This is a genomic window from Bradyrhizobium sp. Leaf396 (genome assembly GCF_001424605.1).
In the GTDB taxonomy this organism is placed as follows: domain Bacteria; phylum Pseudomonadota; class Alphaproteobacteria; order Rhizobiales; family Xanthobacteraceae; genus Bradyrhizobium; species Bradyrhizobium japonicum_C.
In genome coordinates this window covers 289,430-305,243 of sequence record NZ_LMQJ01000023.1, presented here as the reverse complement: position 1 = coordinate 305,243, position 15,814 = coordinate 289,430, and the positions used below count along the sequence as shown (strand labels likewise).

Here is a 15,814-nt window from a genome sequence, read left to right as displayed (position 1 = left end):
CAGCCTCTGACCCTGGAGGGACGCCCTGATGGCGCTCCCGCGATCGGGCAATTGCATCATGGATTTCGACCAGCTCACACTGACCGAGGCCGCGGACGGCCTCCGCGCCGGGAAGGTTACGAGCACCGCGCTGACGCGGGAAGCCCTGGCTCGCGCCAAAGCCAACGCTGGCCTCAATGTCTTCGTCACGCTGGACGAGACCGGTGCCTTGGAGGCCGCCACCGCGTTCGACGCGGCAGGCGACAGAAGCAAGCCGCTCGGCGGCGTGCCGGTCGTGATCAAGGACAACATCGAGGTGGCCGGGCTGCCCTGCAGCGCCGGTACCCCGGCGCTGAAGGATTACATTCCAGCGATGGACGCGCCCGTCGTGGCAAAGCTGCGCGCCGCGGGAGCAATCATCATCGGCAAGACCAGCATGCACGAATTGGCCTTCGGCATCTCCGGCTACAACACCGCGTTCAAGACCGGCGCCGAGTTCGGCGTGCGCAATGCCTATGATCGCGCGCGGATCGCCGGTGGCTCCTCGTCCGGCACGGGCGCCGCGATCGGCGCACGGATCGTCGCGGGCGGGCTCGGCACCGACACCGGCGGATCAGTGCGCGTGCCCGCCGCCCTGAATGGGTGCGCCTCGCTGCGGCCGACGATCGGACGCTACCCGCAGAACGGCATCGCGCCCATCTCACATACCCGCGATACCGCGGGGCCCATGGCCGCAACCATGGCCGATGTCGCGCTGCTCGACCGCATCATCGCGGGCGGAGACGAGATTGCACCGGCTGATTTGAAGCAGGTGCGCATCGGCATCGTGACGTCTATGCTGGCCAATCTCGATTCCGACACCGCGGCCGCATTCGACACGGCGATCGGGAAGATGAAAGCCCGGCATATCACGATCCTGGAGATCGAAATGCCACGACTGGCCGAGCTCAACGGTCAGGTCGGGTTTCCGGTCGCGCTGTATGAAGCATACGACGACATGGTTGCGTATCTGAAGCACACCGGTACTGATCTCAGCGTCGAAGCGCTGGCGAAGGAGATCTCGAGCCCCGACGTGAAGGGCACCTATGATGGGCTCGTTATCCCGCGCAAACTGCCGGGCCCCAACGACACGCTGATCGATGCCAGGCCGATCTACGATGCCGCGATCAAGATCGCGCGCCCCGCGCTTCAGGCGCTGTACAGCGAAACGTTTTCGGGAAACAGGCTCGACGCCATCGCTTTCCCGACAACGCCGCGCGTCGCGATTGCCTCCAATCCCGATTCCAGCAGCCTCGAAAATTTCGGGCTCTTCATCCAGAACACCGATCCCGGGAGCAATGCCGGTATTCCCGGAATTCAGATCCCGATTGCGCTGGGCGACACCAGCCAACTGCCGATCGGGCTCGAGCTGGATGGCCCCGCAGGAAGCGACCGTCACCTGCTTGCTATCGGAATCGCGCTGGAGACACTATTCGGACGATTGCCGCCCCCGCGCCGATCATGAGTAGGGGTTGATCAGCTTCTGCTGCTCGGCGCTGTGGTGCACGAGCAGGTCGATGAAGGTCCTGACTTTAGCCGACAGATGATGGCGGTGCGGATAGACCGCATTCATGGACAGCTCGACCGTACGATATTCCGGCAAGAGACGCACGAGGCGGCCGGCTTCGAGATCGTCCTGAATGAGAAACCCGGCCATCAGGCACACGGCGGCGCCATCGAGCGCGACCTCGCGCAGCGCCTCCCCGCTGTTGGTGACGAAGCTGCCTGAGATCCGCACGGAGGCCGGCGTGCCCTTGCGGTCAAGGAAGCGCCATTCGTCGCCGAACGGATAGTTCAAGTGCCGCCCACAATTGTGCCCGGTGAGCTCGTCGAGCTTCTGCACGCGGCCGTGCTTGTCGATATAATCGTGCGAGCAGCACAGCACGTGGCGCCAAGTGGCGAGGCTTCGCACGACAAGGCTCGAATCCCGCGGTTGCGTCATGCGCAGGGCAACATCGTAGCCTTCCTCGATCAGGTCGACTTCGGCCTCCCCCATGCGCAGGTCGATCTTGAGCTCCGGACAGGTGGACAGAAGTCGCGCCACGACCGGCGCCACCAGTGGCACCATATGGGTAGCGACGTGAACGCGCAGCGTTCCACGAGGCACCGACTGCAATTCGCTCGCGATGTCGTCGGCCTGTTCGAGATCGGCGAGGATCTGCGTTGAGCGCTCGTAATAGGCTTTGCCGATCTCCGTAAGGCTGACCTTCCGCGTGGTGCGGTTGAGCAGCCGCACCCCAAGCCGGTCCTCCAGCGCCTGGACGTGGTTGCTCACCATCGTGGTGGACATGTTGAGCCGGCGGGCCGCGGCTGAGAAGCCGCCAGCGTCGACCACGCGGACGAAAGCAGTGAGGCTCGTAAAGCGGTCCATGTCGAACGCCCCGATTATCAATCTTCGCTGGATAATCATTCCAGTTTTTGACGGATTATCACAATGGGAGGGACGACGCATCTTACCCGCATCAACAACACGTCCCGACGCACCGGGACGTGCGGGAATTCCGAGGACACCATGTCGATCGCTTATGTTGCTGAAACCAATAAGAAAATCAGCCTCCGTCCATCCCGCCAAGCGATCCAGCGGGTGGCCTTGGGCCTGGCGTTGACGCTCGGGATCGCCGCGGCCGGGCGCTTCGGTTACGACTACATCACCACCGGCCGCTACCTGGAATCCACCGATGACGCCTATGTGAAGGCGGACTCGACGATCGTCGCGCCTAAGGTCTCCGGCTACATCGCGAAGGTGCTGGTCGGAGACAACGAGAAGGTGAAGGCGGGCCAGGTGCTTGCCAAGATCGACGACCGCGACTTCAAGGCGGCGCTCGATCAGGCCCGCGCCGATGTCGCCGCTGCCGAAGCGTCGGTGCGCAACATCGATGCCCAGTTAAAGCTGCAACAGCCGATCATCGAGCAAGGCACGGCTGATATTGCTGCTGCGGAGGCCAACCTGAAATTCGCGCAGGAGGAGCGCGCCCGGTACGACGATCTCATGAAGACGGGGTCGGGTACGGTCCAGCGCGCACAGCAGACCGATGCGGCGCTGCGCGCCAGCAGCGCCCAATTGCAGCACGCCAAGTTCGGCCTGCTGGCCGCGCAGCGAAAAATCGACGTTCTCACCACGCAGCGCGCCCAGGCCGCAGCGCAGCTCGAACGCGCCCGCGCCGTCGCGGAGCAGGCCGCGCTCAATCTGTCCTATACCACGATCACCGCTCCGGTCGAAGGCACGGTCGGTGCCCGCAGCTTGCGCGTCGGCCAGTACGTGCAAGCCGGCACACAGCTGATGGCGGTGGTGCCACTCGACGCCGTCTATGTCGTCGCCAATTTCAAGGAGACGCAACTCACGCATATGCGCCCCGGCCAGCCGGTCGAGCTGCACGTCGACAGCTTCCGCAACACCACCCTCCGCGGCCATGTTGACAGCCTGTCGCCCGCCAGCGGACTCGAATTCGCGCTGCTGCCCCCCGACAATGCCACCGGCAACTTCACGAAGATCGTGCAGCGCGTGCCGGTGAAGATCGTGCTCGATGACCACAGCCTGACCGGCCTCCTGCGGCCGGGCATGTCCGCGGTGCCGGTTGTCGACACCAAACAGACGGTGCTCGCCGAGCGGGGGACTGCCAAGCAGATCGCCGGCAAGACGGCTCGTTCGAGCGGGGGTTGACATGAGCACCCTCCAACCGACCTTCGACGCCGCTGCCGGCCGCCCCGCCCGCAGCGAGCCAACCGCACCCTCAGTATCCGCGAAGACCTGGATCGCGGTGATCGGCGCGACGCTTGGCGCCTTCATGGCGGTGCTGAACATCCAAATCGTCAACGCCTCGCTCGCCGACATCCAGGGCGCGATCGGCGCCGGCATCGACGACGGCGGCTGGATCTCGACCTCCTATCTGGTCGCCGAAATCGTGGTGATCCCGCTGTCCGGCTGGCTGGCACAGGTGTTCTCGATCCGCATCTATCTGCTCACCAACGCGATCCTGTTCCTGGCTCTCTCCGCGGCCTGCGCGCTGGCGCAGGACCTGTCGCAGATGATCGTGCTGCGCGCCATCCAGGGTTTCACCGGCGGCGTGCTGATTCCGCTGGCCTTCACGTTGATCATCACCTTGCTGCCGCGCGGCAAGCAGCCGGTGGGCCTCGCGCTGTTCGCACTCTCGGCGACGTTCGCGCCGGCGATCGGCCCGACCATCGGCGGCTATCTCACCGAGAATTTTGGCTGGCAGTACATCTTCTACGTCAACCTCGTGCCCGGCGCGATCATGGTCGGCATGCTCTGGTACGCGCTCGAGGCCAAGCCGATGAAGCTGTCGCTCCTGCGGGGAGGCGATTGGGCCGGCATTGTCACCATGGCAATCGGCCTATCCGCACTCCAGACCGTGCTGGAGGAAGGCAACAAGGACGACTGGTTCGGCTCGCCCTTCATCGTCAAGCTCAGCGTGATCGCGGCCATCGCACTGGTCTCGTTCCTGGTCATCGAGCTCACGGTAAAGAAGCCGCTGCTCAATCTGCGCCTGCTCGTCCGCCGCAATTTCGGATTCGGCATGCTCGCGAACTTTCTGCTGGGCATCGCGCTGTACGGCTCGGTGTTCATCCTGCCGCAATATCTGGCCCGCATCCAGGGCTACAATGCCGAGCAGATCGGCATGGTGCTGGCCTGGACCGGGCTGCCCCAACTCCTGCTGATTCCGCTGGTGCCGCGCCTGATGCAGCGCTTCGACGCGCGGATCATCATCGGCATCGGCTTCGTGCTGTTCGCGGCTTCAAACTTCATGAACATCCATATGACCAATGACTATGCCGCCGACCAGCTGCTCTGGCCCAATGTGGTGCGAGCGCTCGGTCAGGCGCTGGTGATGGCGCCGCTGTCGGCCGTGGCAACCGCAGGCATCGAACCGGAGAATGCAGGCTCGGCCTCCGGCCTGTTCAACATGATGCGCAATCTCGGCGGGGCCGTCGGCATCGCCCTACTTCAGACTGCCCTGACCAAGCGCGAGCAGTATCATTCCAACGTGCTGATGCAGTCGGTGTCGGCATTCGATCAGGCGACGCGCACGCGGCTGGAGCAGCTCACCCAGTACTTCGTCAATCACGGCATCCTCGACCATGCAGATGCCGTGCATCGCGCCTATGTCGCAATCGGCCGCATCGTGCAGAAGCAGGCCTATATCCTCGCGTTCAGCGACACTTTCTATCTGCTCGGCATGGCGCTGATCGTGGCGCTGCTCGCCGTCCTCTTCCTGAAGAAGCCCGGCCAGACTTCCGCTGGCGGCGCCCACTGACTCAAGTCCAACAGAGGAGAACGACGATGAAGCCTCGCATGAACTACTACCAGGCCGCACCCGATACCATCAAAGCGCTGATGGCGCTGGAGGCGCAGATCCAGTCGACGGGTCTGGAGAAATCACTGATCGAACTCGTCAAGATCCGGGCGTCGCAGATCAACGGCTGCGCGTTCTGCATCAACATGCACACCGAAGACGCGCGCAAGCGCGGCGAGACCGAGCAGCGCATCTATCTCCTCGATGCCTGGCGCGAATCCTCGCTCTATACCGAGCGCGAACGCGCCGCGCTGGCCTGGACCGAGGCGGTGACGCTGATCTCCGAGACGCATGCGCCCGACGACGCCTACGAGCAGGCCCGCGCGCAATTCTCCGCGGAGGAGGCGGTGAACCTGACCATGCTGATCGCGACGATCAACGCCTGGAATAGGATCGCGATCGCGTTCCGCGCCGTCCATCCGGTGAAGGTGAAGGCGTCGATGGCGCAGGCAACCACGTCGACACAAATATAGATCGTCATGCGCGGGCTTGACCCGCGCATCCATCAAAATGAACCTCTGACTCCTGATGGATTACTGGGTGAGGCCCGGCAATGACGATCAAACCGCCGTCGCCTTGGCGAACTCCACGTAAATCTCGCGAAGGCGCGTTGCCACCGGGCCGGGCTTACCGTCGCCGATCGTCTTGCCGTCAATGGCGACCACCGGCTGCACGAAGGAGGATGCGCTGGTGATGAACGCCTCCTTGGCGGCGAGCGCCTCTGCGACCGTGAACGAACGTTCCTCGACACGGAGCTGGCGTTCCTCGGCGAGTGCGATCACCGCTTTGCGGGTGCAGCCCGGCAGGATCGCGTTGGAATTCCTGCGCGTGACGATGACGTCGTCCTTGGTCAGGATGAACGCCGACGACGAGCCGCCCTCGGTGACGTATCCGTCTTCCAGCATCCAGGCCTCGCCCGCGCCGGCCTCCGCGGCGGCCTGCTTCGCCAAGACCTGCGCCAGCAGCGCCACGCTCTTGATGTCGCGTCGCTCCCAGCGGATGTCGGGCACAGTGATGACATTGATGCCGGTCTTCGCCGAGGCGGCGTTGACGATGTCCTTCTCGGACGTGAACATCACCAGGCTCGACTTGACGTCACCCTTGGGGAACGGGAAGTCGCGCCCCTTGTCGGCGCCGCGGGTGACCTGGAGGTAGACGAGGCCATTGTCGAGCTTGTTGCGCGCGATCAGTTCCTTCTGAAGCTCGGTGATGCGCTCGATCGTCTCCGGCAGCTTCAGCTTGATTTCGCCAACGGAACGCTCAAGCCGCGCCAGATGCGAGGCGTTGTCGACCAGCTTGCCGTCGAGCACGGCCGAGACTTCGTAGATGCCGTCCGCGAACAGAAAGCCGCGATCGAGCACCGAGATCTTGGCTTCCGAGAGCGGGACGAATGAGCCGTTGACGTAGGCGATCGGGTCCAAGGCGCGGGTCTCCTGGGGGGATGGGAAATTTGGCGCGCTTATACGCCAGTTAGGGGGACGGATCACCCCTCTATTCGCATTCCGGGGCAGCGCGAAGCGACGAGCCCGGAAACCATTTCGCCCCGCGTTACGCCGCCTGATGGATCCCGGGCTCGCGCTACGGGCGCCCCCGGGACGACCATCGGTTAGTGGGAGAGGATCTTCGACAAGAACTTCTGCGCGCGGTCGCTGCGGGGCTTGCCGAAGAAATCGTCCTTCGACGCGTCCTCGACGATCTCGCCTCGGTCCATGAAGATGACGCGGTTGGCGACCTTGCGGGCGAAGCCCATCTCGTGAGTAACCACCATCATAGTCATACCTTCACGGGCGAGATCGACCATCACATCGAGAACTTCGCTGACCATTTCAGGATCGAGCGCCGAGGTCGGCTCGTCGAACAGCATCACGATCGGGTCCATGGCGAGCGCGCGGGCGATGGCGACGCGCTGCTGCTGACCGCCGGAGAGCTGAGCCGGAAATTTCTGCGCCTGCTCCTTCAACCCGACGCGCTCCAGCAACTGCATGCCCTTGGTCTGCGCCTTGTCGCGCGGGCGGCCCAGCACCTTCTCCTGCGCCAGACAGAGATTGTCGATGATCTTGAGGTGCGGAAACAACTCGAAGTGCTGGAACACCATGCCGACGCGCGAGCGCAGCTTCGGCAGGTTGGTCTTGGGATCGTTGACCTTGGTGCCGTCGACCAGGATGTCGCCGCTCTGGAACGGCTCCAGCGCATTGACGCATTTGATCAGCGTCGACTTGCCCGAGCCGGAGGGGCCGCAGACCACGACGACCTCACCCTTGGTGACGCTGGTGGTGCAGTCGGTCAGCACCTGGAAACTCGGCGTGTACCATTTGTTGACGTGGCTGATTTCGATCATGAGCGCCTAGCCTCAGCGAATGATGGCGATGCGCGCCTGCAGGCGGCGGACGCCGTATGACGCGACACAGGAAATGGTGAAGTAGACGATCGCAGCGAACAGGTACATTTCAACGAGGCGTCCATCGCGCTGGGCCACCTTGCTGGCCGCTCCGAGAAAGTCCGTGATCGACAGGACGTAGACCAGCGAGGTGTCCTGGAACAGCACGATGGTCTGCGTGATCAGGACCGGCAGCATGTTGCGGAAGGCCTGCGGCAGCACGACGTAGCGCATGGACTGCGCGTAGGTCAGCCCCAGCGCGCTCGCGGCGGCCGGCTGTCCGCGCGAGATCGACTGGATGCCGGCGCGCATGATCTCGGAGAAGTAAGCGGCCTCAAACATGATGAAGGTGATGAGAGAGGACGCGAAGGCGCCGACGCTGATCGGCCGTGAGGCGCCGGTCACCCACTGCCCGATATAGGGCACCAGGAAGTAGAACCAGAAGATCACCAGCACCAGCGGCAGCGACCGCATGAAGTCGACATAGATGCCGGCGATCCGACCGAGGATCTTGAAGCCGGAGAGACGCATGAGGGCGAGCGCCGTGCCGAAGATGAGGCCGCCGAGTGCAGCGAGCCCCGTCAGCGTCAGCGTGAACGTCATGCCTTCATAGAACAGGTAGGGCAGCGCGCGGCGGATGACGTCGAAATCGAGATTGGCGAACATCGCGCTATTTCCCCGTGATGTAGCCGGGGATCGCGACCCAGCGCTCGAGGAAGCGCATCGCGGTCACGACCACCGCGTTGACGAGGAGGTAAAGGAGGGTCGCGGCCGTGAAGGCCTCAAACACCTGGAACGAGAATTCCTGCATCGAGCGCGCCTGTCCGGTCAGCTCGAGCAAGCCAATGGTGATCGCAACCGCGGTATTCTTGATGGTGTTGAGGAATTCGGAGGTCAGCGGCGGCAGGATGATGCGGAATGCCATGGGCAGCAGCACGTAGCGATAGGTCTGCACCGTGGTCAGACCCAGCGCGGTCGCCGCCATCTTCTGTCCGCGCGGCAGCGAACCGATGCCGGCCTGCAATTGCACGGCGACGCGGGCCGACATGAAGAAGCCGACGCCGATCGCGGCCGTCCAGAACGGCGCATTCGGCAGTTGCTTCAGCCACGTGCCGGCGCCTTTGGGGAGCAATTCCGGCAGCACGAAAAACCACAGGAACAACTGCACGAGCAGCGGCATGTTGCGAAAAAATTCGACATAGGCGAAGCCGAACCAGTTCGCGCCTTTCGACGGCAGCGTACGCATGACGCCGACGATCGAGCCGGTGATCAGCGCAATGACCCAGGCCAGCGCCGCGGTCTTGAGGGTCAGCGCAAGGCCCGACAGCAGCATATCGAGATAGGTGCCGGTCCCCATCGGATTCGGCTGGAAAAAGATTCCCCAGTTCCAGTTGTAGTTCACGTGTCCCCCGCGCGAACGCGCCATGGATGTCCTGGGCGCCTATGCAAATGTCCGGCCACTCTGGTGTCAAGAGTGGCCGGACATGATCCCGGTCGAAAGATCGAGGTTTTGTCTTACTTGTAGTCGTCCGGATTCGGCGAGTCCGTCGGCTTGGCGAACTCGTTCTTCAGCTGGGCCGAGATCGGCGTGTTGAGGTTCAGGCCCTTCGGCGGGATCTTCTGCATGAACCACTTGTCGTAGATCTTCTGGGCTTCACCGGAGGTGTAGAGCGCCGCCGTTGCCGCATCCACCACCTTCTTGAAGGCGGGGTCGTCCTTGCGCAGCATGATTCCGTAGGGCTCGGGCTTGGAGAACGCGTCCTTGGATATCTCATAGTCGCCGGGCGACTTCGAGCCGGCGACGAGGCTTGCGAGCAGGATGTCGTCCATGACGAAGGCGACCGCGCGATCGGTCTCGACCATCAGGAAGGCTTCGGCGTGGTCCTTGGCCGGGATGATGTTGGCGCCGAGGCCCTTCGCAGCGTTGGCTTCGGTGAGCTGCTTGATGTTGGTGGTGCCGGCAGTCGAGACCACCGTCTTGCCCTTGAGGTCGTCAATGGACTTCAGGCCGCTCGATTTCTTGAAGACGTAGCGGCTCGCCGTCAGGAAGTGGGTGTTGGTGAAGGCGACCTGCTTCTGGCGCTCGGCGTTGTTGGTGGTCGAGCCGCATTCGAGGTCGATGGTGCCGTTGGCCATCAGCGGGATACGCGTTGCCGACGTCACCGGGTTGAGCTTGACCTCAAGCTTGTCGAGCTTGAGCTCCTTCTTCACGGCATCGACGATCTTGTAGCAGATGTCCATCGCGAACCCGACGGGCTTCTGGTTGTCGTCGAGGTAGGAGAACGGGATCGAGGAGTCGCGGAAGCCCAGCGTGATGGCGCCGGTGTCCTTGATGTTCTTCAGCGTGCCGGTCAGCTGCTGGGCCCCGGCCTGGCTGACGACGAAGGTCGCGGCGAGCGCGAGCCCGATGCTACGGAAATGTTTCACTTTTCTCTTCCCCTTTCGGATGATGCGGCCCGGATGCAAGCACAAATCGGGCCGGATTAGAATGTAACTTTTGGCGGGATCGACGGCTCAGGTTAACGGGCCTGTTTGCGGTCCTGCTAGTGGTTTTGGCAATTCGCCGAGATCCCAGAACAGCCCGGCCATCACCGTCAAGGCCTCTTCGGTCAATGGCAGCAGGATGTGCTCATTGGGCGCATGCTGGGAGCAGCCGGGATAGGAGTGGGGCACCCAGATCGTCGGCAGGCCCAGGATTTCGGAGAATACGTCGTTGGGCAGCGATCCGCCAAAGTTCGGCAGCACCGCCGGGGCCTTGCCCGTGGTCGCCTGCACCGATTCCGCCGCCCATTTGATCCAGGGGCTGTCAAAATCCGTGCGCGATGCAGCAAAACTCTGGGCCGCCCGCACCTCGACCATCGGAAAACCTTTCGCGGTCAGATGTGCCTGGATCGCCTCGATCAGGCCCTCGATCTTGGTCCCGACCACAAAACGCAGTTGCAGCACGGCATTGGCCTGACCGGGGATAGCGTTCGCCGGCTTCTCGATGTTGCCCGAGGACATCGCGAGCACTTCCAGCGTGTTCCAGGCATAGAGCCGTTCGGCGGCAGACAGCCCCTCCTCGCCCCAATTCTCCGCCAGTGCCGGCTCGTCCGCCGAGGGCACCACCTGCACGTCGGCGAGATAGCTGCGGATCTGATTGGTGAGCCGCGGCGGCTTCAAGGCATCGAGCAGGAGACGGCCCTGCCCATCAACCAGCGTCGAGATCGCATTGGCCAGGATGGTCGCGGGGTTGGCGAGCACGCCGCCCCAATTCCCGGAATGGTGGCCGCCATCGCGCAGGTTCACGTCGAGATGGATGCGGATGCCGCCGCGGCAGCCGAGAAAGAGCGTGGGGCGGTCGGCGGACAGGCGTGGCCCGTCGGAAGCCATGAACAGGTCGGCCTTGAGCGCATCGCGATGGAGATCGCAGACCTTGCCGAGATCGGGCGAGCCGATCTCCTCACCCATCTCGATGATGAACTTGGCGTTGAAGCCGAGCTGGCCGCCGCGAGCCTCGCGCACCGCGCGGAGCGCCGCCATGTTGATGCTGTGCTGGCCCTTGTTGTCGGCGGTGCCGCGGCCGTAGAGCCGCGCGCCTGAAACGGTGGTGCGCCAGGGATCACGGCCCTCGCGCCACTCGCCCTCCATGCCATCGACGACATCACCATGGCCGTAAATCAGCACAGTCGGCGCGGACGCGCTCTCGTGATGCTCGGCGAGCAGGAAGGGCGCCTTACCGCTCGGCGATTCCACGATGCGGCTGGAGAAGCCCAGCGCGGCGAAGGCCGGCTGCATCTCCTGATTCAGATAGGCGCGCAACTCGGCGCCGCGCGATGGATTCTGGCTTTCGGTGCGATACGCGACGCGACGGTCGAGTTCAGCGAGAAACGCACCGGATTTGAAGTCGTCCCGGGCGCGGGCGATGGCGTCGGCTCTGGTCATTGCTTTCGGTTTCAAGGTTTCGGCGCGGGCGAACGCAGCGGGCTACAAAGGCCGTCCACAGCGGCGCGCTTGGACAGTTCTGGAGTTTCCGTTGTAGTTCTCTTGCAGTTGTCTCGGGATTTCGTCCTGCTCGTTTGAGATTGGCTTGCCAAGCGCAGCGGCACCGCCGAATTGATCTTGCCAACACCCAAACCTTGGTTGGCCCTTGCCAAGGGCCAACCATATGCAAGAACTTCGCCAGGTTGGCGCGCACATCTATCATTCGATGAGCGCCCAGTACAGAGCGCCCGGAGATCAGCATGGCCAAAGAGATCAGGCTCAACGCATTTGCGATGAATTGCGTCGCACACCAATCACCCGGCCTGTGGACCCATCCGCGCGACCGCACCGCCGACTACAACCGCCTGCCCTACTGGATCGATCTCGCCAGGACGCTCGAGCGAGGCCGCTTCGACGGGCTTTTCCTGGCGGACGTGCTCGGGGTCTACGATGTCTATGACAACAGCCCTGACGCAGCCTTGCGCAATGCAGCACAGACGCCGTCGAACGAGCCGCTGTTGCTGCTCTCGGCGATGGCCGCCGTGACGCAAAATCTCGGTTTCGGCGTCACCAGCAATCTATCCTTCGAGCCACCCTACCCGTTCGCACGGCGGATGTCGACGCTCGACCACCTCACCGAAGGGCGGGTCGGCTGGAACGTCGTCACCGGCTATCTCGACAGCGCCGCACGCGGCGCCGGCAAGGACAAGCAGACCGGGCATGACGACCGCTACGACATCGCCGACGAGTATATGGAGGTCGTCTACAAGCTCTGGGAAGGCAGCTGGGAGGATGACGCCGTGCTGCGCGATCGGACGCGCGGCATCTTCACCGATCCCGCGAAAGTTCATCGCGTCAATCATGAGGGCGCGAACTTCCGTATCAACAACACGATTCATCTCAGCGAGCCGTCGCCGCAACGCACGCCGGTGCTGTACCAGGCCGGCACCTCGCCGCGCGGCCGGCAGTTCGCCGCACGTCACGCCGAATGCGTGTTCATGTCGGGACCGTCGGCCAAGGTGATCGCGCCACGCGTGTCGGCGATCCGGCAGGAGGCCGCTGCGCGGGGGCGAAATCCGGCCGAAATCCTGATGTTCTCGATGATGACGATCATCCTCGGGCGGACCGAGGCTGAGGCAAAGGAAAAATACGCCGATTACCGCCGCTACATCAGCCCCGAGGGCGCGCTGGCGCTGATGTCGGGATGGACCGGCGTCGACTTCTCCGGCTACGACCTCGACCAGCAGGTCCGCCACGTCCAGAACGACGCCGGCCGCAGTGCGATGGACAATGTCACCCGGGCCGATCCCGACCGGGTCTGGACCGTGCGCGACGTCATCGAGCATGTCGGCATCGGCGGCGCCGGCCCGGTCGTGGTCGGCACGCCCGAGATGGTCGCGGACAAGATCGAAGAGTGGTTCGAGGCGACCGACGTCGACGGGCTCAACGTCGCGTTCGCAGTCTCGCCCGGTGATTTCGAGGATATCGCCGACATGCTGGTGCCGGAGCTGACCCGGCGCGGGCGGTACAAGCCGGAATACGCGAAAGGCACGCTGCGTGAGAAGCTGTTTGGCGCGGGCCGGGCAAGACTCGATGCGAACCATCCGGCGGCGGAGTATCGGGTGGGGAAGAAGGGATAGTTGCCACCTCCTCGCATCGCGAGGGTAGCGAAGCGGTCCGGAGATGCATCCGCAGAGACTGTCTGGATTGCTTCGTCGCTACGCTCCTCGCAATAACGATGCGACATCCCGCCCCTACACCTTGCCGTCCACCATCACCTCGATCAGCTTCGTCCCAGGCCGGCCGAACGCCGACGCCAGCGTCGCCTTCAGCTCGCGGGGGTCGCTGACCTTGATCGCCTCGCAGCCCAGTGCCTTGGCGACGCCTACGAAATCCACGGGAGGATCGACGAAGTCCATGCCGACGTAATTGTCGTCGCCATGGAAGGCGAGCAGCCGCTGCTTGATGATGCGGTAGCCGCCATTGTTGACGATGACGACGTTGAGCGGCAGCTTGTGGTGCGCCGCGGTCCACAGCGACTGGATCGAGTACATCGCGCTGCCATCGCCCGAGAAGCACACCACCGGACGATCCGGGTTGGCGATGCTGGCGCCGACGGACGCCGGCAGACCCCAGCCGATGCCGCCGGAGGCAAGGCCGTGATAGCCGTAGCGGTCGCGGTGCGGGCGCAGCGCCGTGATCTGGCGGCTGGAGGTGAGGCCTTCGTCGACGAGGATGGCATTGTCAGGCATCGCCTCGACCATCTGCAGCACCAGAAAATCGGGATCGATCGGAGTACGGTCCGCGCTCTTGCTGATCTCCTGGACAAGAGCGGCACGCCGCGCGGCCCAGTTGGTCGGCGCGAGCTCGGCGAGGCGCTGCTTCGCCTTGCTCGCCAGTGTTGCGCCGCCCATCTCCTTCAGCACCGGGATGAGCGCGCGCAATGTTTCCTTCAGATCCGCCTTCAATGCGATCTCAGCGCCGTAGTTCTTGGCGATTTCCCAATCGAGCAGACCGATCTGCACGATGCCGAGGCCATCGGGCAGCGCATCGACCTCGCTATAGACCGACATCCGCAAGGGATCGCCGCCAAGCGCGATCAGCAGATCGTAAGGCGCAAGCGTATCGCGCGCGACCTTCTGCACGCGTGCCAGAGTGCCGACGAAGCTCGGGCTCTCCGACAGGAAGTGCGCCCCGTATGGCGTCGACGACTGGTAAGCTGCCGCGCCGAGCAATTCGGCGAGTGCGGCAGCCTCCTTCAACGCATCGCTCTTGACGACTTCGTCCATGGTGACGATGACGGGGCGCTCCGCCTTCAGCAGCCGCGCGGCAAAGGCCTTCAGCGCCTCGTCCGATGGCTTCGTGCGGGCATCGATCCGGGTGGACCGGCCGAGATCGATGCCGGCTTCACTGTTTAGGATATCGCCCGGCAGCGAAATGAACACCGGCCCGGTCGGCGGCGTCGTTGCGACCTTGGCGGCACGGCGCACGATGCGCGGCAGATCTTCCAACCGCGTCACCTCGACCGCCCATTTCACCAGCGGCTCGGCCATGCGCACCAAGGGGCCGTAAAGCACCGGCTCCATCAGGCCGTGGCCCTGCTCCTGCTGGCCGGCCGTGAGAATCATCGGCGTGCCCGTGAACTGCGCGTTGTAGAGCGAGCCCATGGCATTGCCGAGGCCGGGCGCGACGTGGACGTTGCAGGCCACGAGCTTTCCGGAGGCGCGGCTGTATCCGTCGGCGATCGCGACCACCAGGCTCTCCTGCATCGCCATTACATAGGTGAGGTCAGGATGATCCTTCAGCGCATGCATGATCGGCAGCTCGGTGGTGCCCGGATTGCCGAAAAGGTGCGCGATGCCCTCGTCCTCGAGCAGCGCGAGAAAGGCGGAACGGCCGGTGATCTTGTTCTTCATGTTTCCTCCAGGAGCGGGCGTTGCCGCAAGGACGGAACGCATGATGGCCGAGATTGCGGGATGGGCGCAAGGAAACGCGGTCATGGCTGCGTTGCGCGGGAGAGGCGCGCTACATCTCTCCCGGTCCCAGTTCGAACGGATCACCGCCGCGCGCACGCATCCTCTTTTTCGATCGCTGCCACACCACGCCCGGAAACCCCTTGAGCGGCACCAGCGGCTCGCCAGTGTAGGCCCATTCCTGCAGCTCTTCGATGGCGATGTGATAGAGCGGCTGGCGGCCGGTGCGCTCGTTGAACAGCGCACGGGGGATGTTGACCATGTGCGGGCCGCGCGGTCGCTCATAGGCGATCGGCGTGCCGCAATGCGAGCAGAAGCTGCGCGCGGTCTTCGTCGCCTTGTCCTCGTAGCGCGTGAGCGCGGTCTTGCCGGCGGTAATGCGAAAGCGCTTCTTCCAGCTTCCGACATAGGTTGCGTAGGCCGCGCCATGTGCGCGACGGCTGGCGGCGGAATGATCATGCCAGGCCCACCGCGCGGGAACGTGGATTTCGAAGGTGACCTTGCCACAGAGGCACTGGCCGGTGGCTATGCCCGCGGCTGCTGCGGCTTTGGCCATGGAATTCTCCCCGTCGTCATAGCGACCGCAACAATACACGATTGTCATTCCGGGACGCGCCGAAGGCGCGGGCCCGGAATCCATCAGGCGGCTCGTTCATATTCCGGGTTCGATG

The 15,814-nt window shown here is 63.9% G+C and carries 14 protein-coding genes; 5 read left to right on the top strand and 9 right to left on the bottom strand.

The window, feature by feature from the left end; all coding sequences use genetic code 11:
- The first annotated feature begins 58 nt into the window (after nt 1–58).
- Nucleotides 59–1,483: an indoleacetamide hydrolase gene (iaaH, locus tag ASG57_RS21600; protein ID WP_057197368.1), complete on the top strand. Its 1,425-nt coding sequence runs from the start codon at nt 59–61 to the stop codon at nt 1,481–1,483.
- Here the strand turns inward: iaaH and ASG57_RS21595 are convergent.
- Nucleotides 1,478–2,389 carry a LysR family transcriptional regulator gene (locus ASG57_RS21595; RefSeq protein WP_024337462.1) on the bottom strand — a complete coding sequence of 304 codons (912 nt, stop codon included), beginning with the start codon at nt 2,387–2,389 and terminating at the stop codon, nt 1,478–1,480. The genes iaaH and ASG57_RS21595 overlap by 6 nt on opposite strands.
- 141 nt (nt 2,390–2,530) lie before the next feature.
- Here ASG57_RS21595 and ASG57_RS21590 point away from each other — a divergent pair, with 141 nt between their 5' ends.
- Genes ASG57_RS21590 through ASG57_RS21580 form a run of 3 tightly spaced genes read left to right on the top strand, consistent with a single transcriptional unit; the run spans nt 2,531 to nt 5,803 of the window.
- Nucleotides 2,531–3,679, top strand: a complete 1,149-nt coding sequence (locus ASG57_RS21590; RefSeq protein ID WP_057197366.1) for an HlyD family secretion protein — start codon at nt 2,531–2,533, stop codon at nt 3,677–3,679.
- Between the two features lies 1 nt (nt 3,680).
- On the top strand, nt 3,681–5,291 hold the full coding sequence (locus ASG57_RS21585; RefSeq protein ID WP_024337460.1) for an MDR family MFS transporter: 1,611 nt from the start codon (nt 3,681–3,683) through the stop codon (nt 5,289–5,291).
- A gap of 26 nt (nt 5,292–5,317) precedes the next feature.
- Nucleotides 5,318–5,803: a carboxymuconolactone decarboxylase family protein gene (locus ASG57_RS21580; protein WP_024337459.1), complete on the top strand. Its 486-nt coding sequence runs from the start codon at nt 5,318–5,320 to the stop codon at nt 5,801–5,803.
- A gap of 87 nt (nt 5,804–5,890) precedes the next feature.
- Here ASG57_RS21580 and ASG57_RS21575 read toward each other — a convergent pair whose 3' ends face one another.
- The 6 genes from ASG57_RS21575 to ASG57_RS21550 form a co-directional block, all read right to left on the bottom strand.
- The gene (locus tag ASG57_RS21575; RefSeq protein ID WP_024337458.1) at nt 5,891–6,751 is read right to left on the bottom strand and encodes a D-amino-acid transaminase; all 861 of its coding nucleotides are present in this window, start codon (nt 6,749–6,751) and stop codon (nt 5,891–5,893) included.
- A gap of 185 nt (nt 6,752–6,936) precedes the next feature.
- Nucleotides 6,937–7,668 (bottom strand): amino acid ABC transporter ATP-binding protein, encoded by a 732-nt coding sequence (locus ASG57_RS21570; RefSeq protein ID WP_024337457.1) that lies wholly within the window; start codon nt 7,666–7,668, stop codon nt 6,937–6,939.
- A 12-nt stretch (nt 7,669–7,680) separates the two neighbouring features.
- Nucleotides 7,681–8,373: an amino acid ABC transporter permease gene (locus tag ASG57_RS21565; RefSeq protein ID WP_024337456.1), complete on the bottom strand. Its 693-nt coding sequence runs from the start codon at nt 8,371–8,373 to the stop codon at nt 7,681–7,683.
- Between the two features lie 4 nt (nt 8,374–8,377).
- Nucleotides 8,378–9,109: an amino acid ABC transporter permease gene (locus ASG57_RS21560; protein ID WP_024337455.1), complete on the bottom strand. Its 732-nt coding sequence runs from the start codon at nt 9,107–9,109 to the stop codon at nt 8,378–8,380.
- A 113-nt stretch (nt 9,110–9,222) separates the two neighbouring features.
- On the bottom strand, nt 9,223–10,134 hold the full coding sequence (locus ASG57_RS21555) for an amino acid ABC transporter substrate-binding protein (RefSeq protein WP_024337454.1): 912 nt from the start codon (nt 10,132–10,134) through the stop codon (nt 9,223–9,225).
- 87 nt (nt 10,135–10,221) lie between these two features.
- A complete protein-coding gene (locus ASG57_RS21550) occupies nt 10,222–11,631 on the bottom strand; it encodes a M20 family metallopeptidase (RefSeq protein ID WP_057197364.1) in 1,410 nt (469 codons plus the stop codon).
- 299 nt (nt 11,632–11,930) lie between these two features.
- Here ASG57_RS21550 and ASG57_RS21545 point away from each other — a divergent pair, with 299 nt between their 5' ends.
- Nucleotides 11,931–13,310, top strand: a complete 1,380-nt coding sequence (locus tag ASG57_RS21545) for an LLM class flavin-dependent oxidoreductase (RefSeq protein ID WP_057197363.1) — start codon at nt 11,931–11,933, stop codon at nt 13,308–13,310.
- 114 nt (nt 13,311–13,424) lie between these two features.
- Here the strand turns inward: ASG57_RS21545 and ASG57_RS21540 are convergent, their stop codons facing one another.
- The gene (locus ASG57_RS21540; RefSeq protein WP_057197488.1) at nt 13,425–15,086 is read right to left on the bottom strand and encodes a thiamine pyrophosphate-binding protein; all 1,662 of its coding nucleotides are present in this window, start codon (nt 15,084–15,086) and stop codon (nt 13,425–13,427) included.
- 109 nt (nt 15,087–15,195) lie between these two features.
- Nucleotides 15,196–15,699, bottom strand: coding sequence for a GFA family protein (locus ASG57_RS21535; RefSeq protein ID WP_057197361.1), 504 nt, complete (start codon nt 15,697–15,699; stop codon nt 15,196–15,198).
- Nucleotides 15,700–15,814 lie beyond the last annotated feature (115 nt).

What these genes read in the sequence shown, in the direction of transcription:
- iaaH (WP_057197368.1), top strand. Translation starts at nt 59, where the DNA reads ATGGATTTCGACCAGCTCACACTGACCGAGGCCGCGGACGGCCTCCGC.
- ASG57_RS21595 (WP_024337462.1), bottom strand. Translation starts at nt 2,389, where the DNA reads ATGGACCGCTTTACGAGCCTCACTGCTTTCGTCCGCGTGGTCGACGCT.
- ASG57_RS21590 (WP_057197366.1), top strand. Translation starts at nt 2,531, where the DNA reads ATGTCGATCGCTTATGTTGCTGAAACCAATAAGAAAATCAGCCTCCGT.
- ASG57_RS21585 (WP_024337460.1), top strand. Translation starts at nt 3,681, where the DNA reads ATGAGCACCCTCCAACCGACCTTCGACGCCGCTGCCGGCCGCCCCGCC.
- ASG57_RS21580 (WP_024337459.1), top strand. Translation starts at nt 5,318, where the DNA reads ATGAAGCCTCGCATGAACTACTACCAGGCCGCACCCGATACCATCAAA.
- ASG57_RS21570 (WP_024337457.1), bottom strand. Translation starts at nt 7,668, where the DNA reads ATGATCGAAATCAGCCACGTCAACAAATGGTACACGCCGAGTTTCCAG.
- ASG57_RS21565 (WP_024337456.1), bottom strand. Translation starts at nt 8,373, where the DNA reads ATGTTCGCCAATCTCGATTTCGACGTCATCCGCCGCGCGCTGCCCTAC.
- ASG57_RS21550 (WP_057197364.1), bottom strand. Translation starts at nt 11,631, where the DNA reads ATGACCAGAGCCGACGCCATCGCCCGCGCCCGGGACGACTTCAAATCC.
- ASG57_RS21545 (WP_057197363.1), top strand. Translation starts at nt 11,931, where the DNA reads ATGGCCAAAGAGATCAGGCTCAACGCATTTGCGATGAATTGCGTCGCA.
- ASG57_RS21540 (WP_057197488.1), bottom strand. Translation starts at nt 15,086, where the DNA reads ATGAAGAACAAGATCACCGGCCGTTCCGCCTTTCTCGCGCTGCTCGAG.
- ASG57_RS21535 (WP_057197361.1), bottom strand. Translation starts at nt 15,699, where the DNA reads ATGGCCAAAGCCGCAGCAGCCGCGGGCATAGCCACCGGCCAGTGCCTC.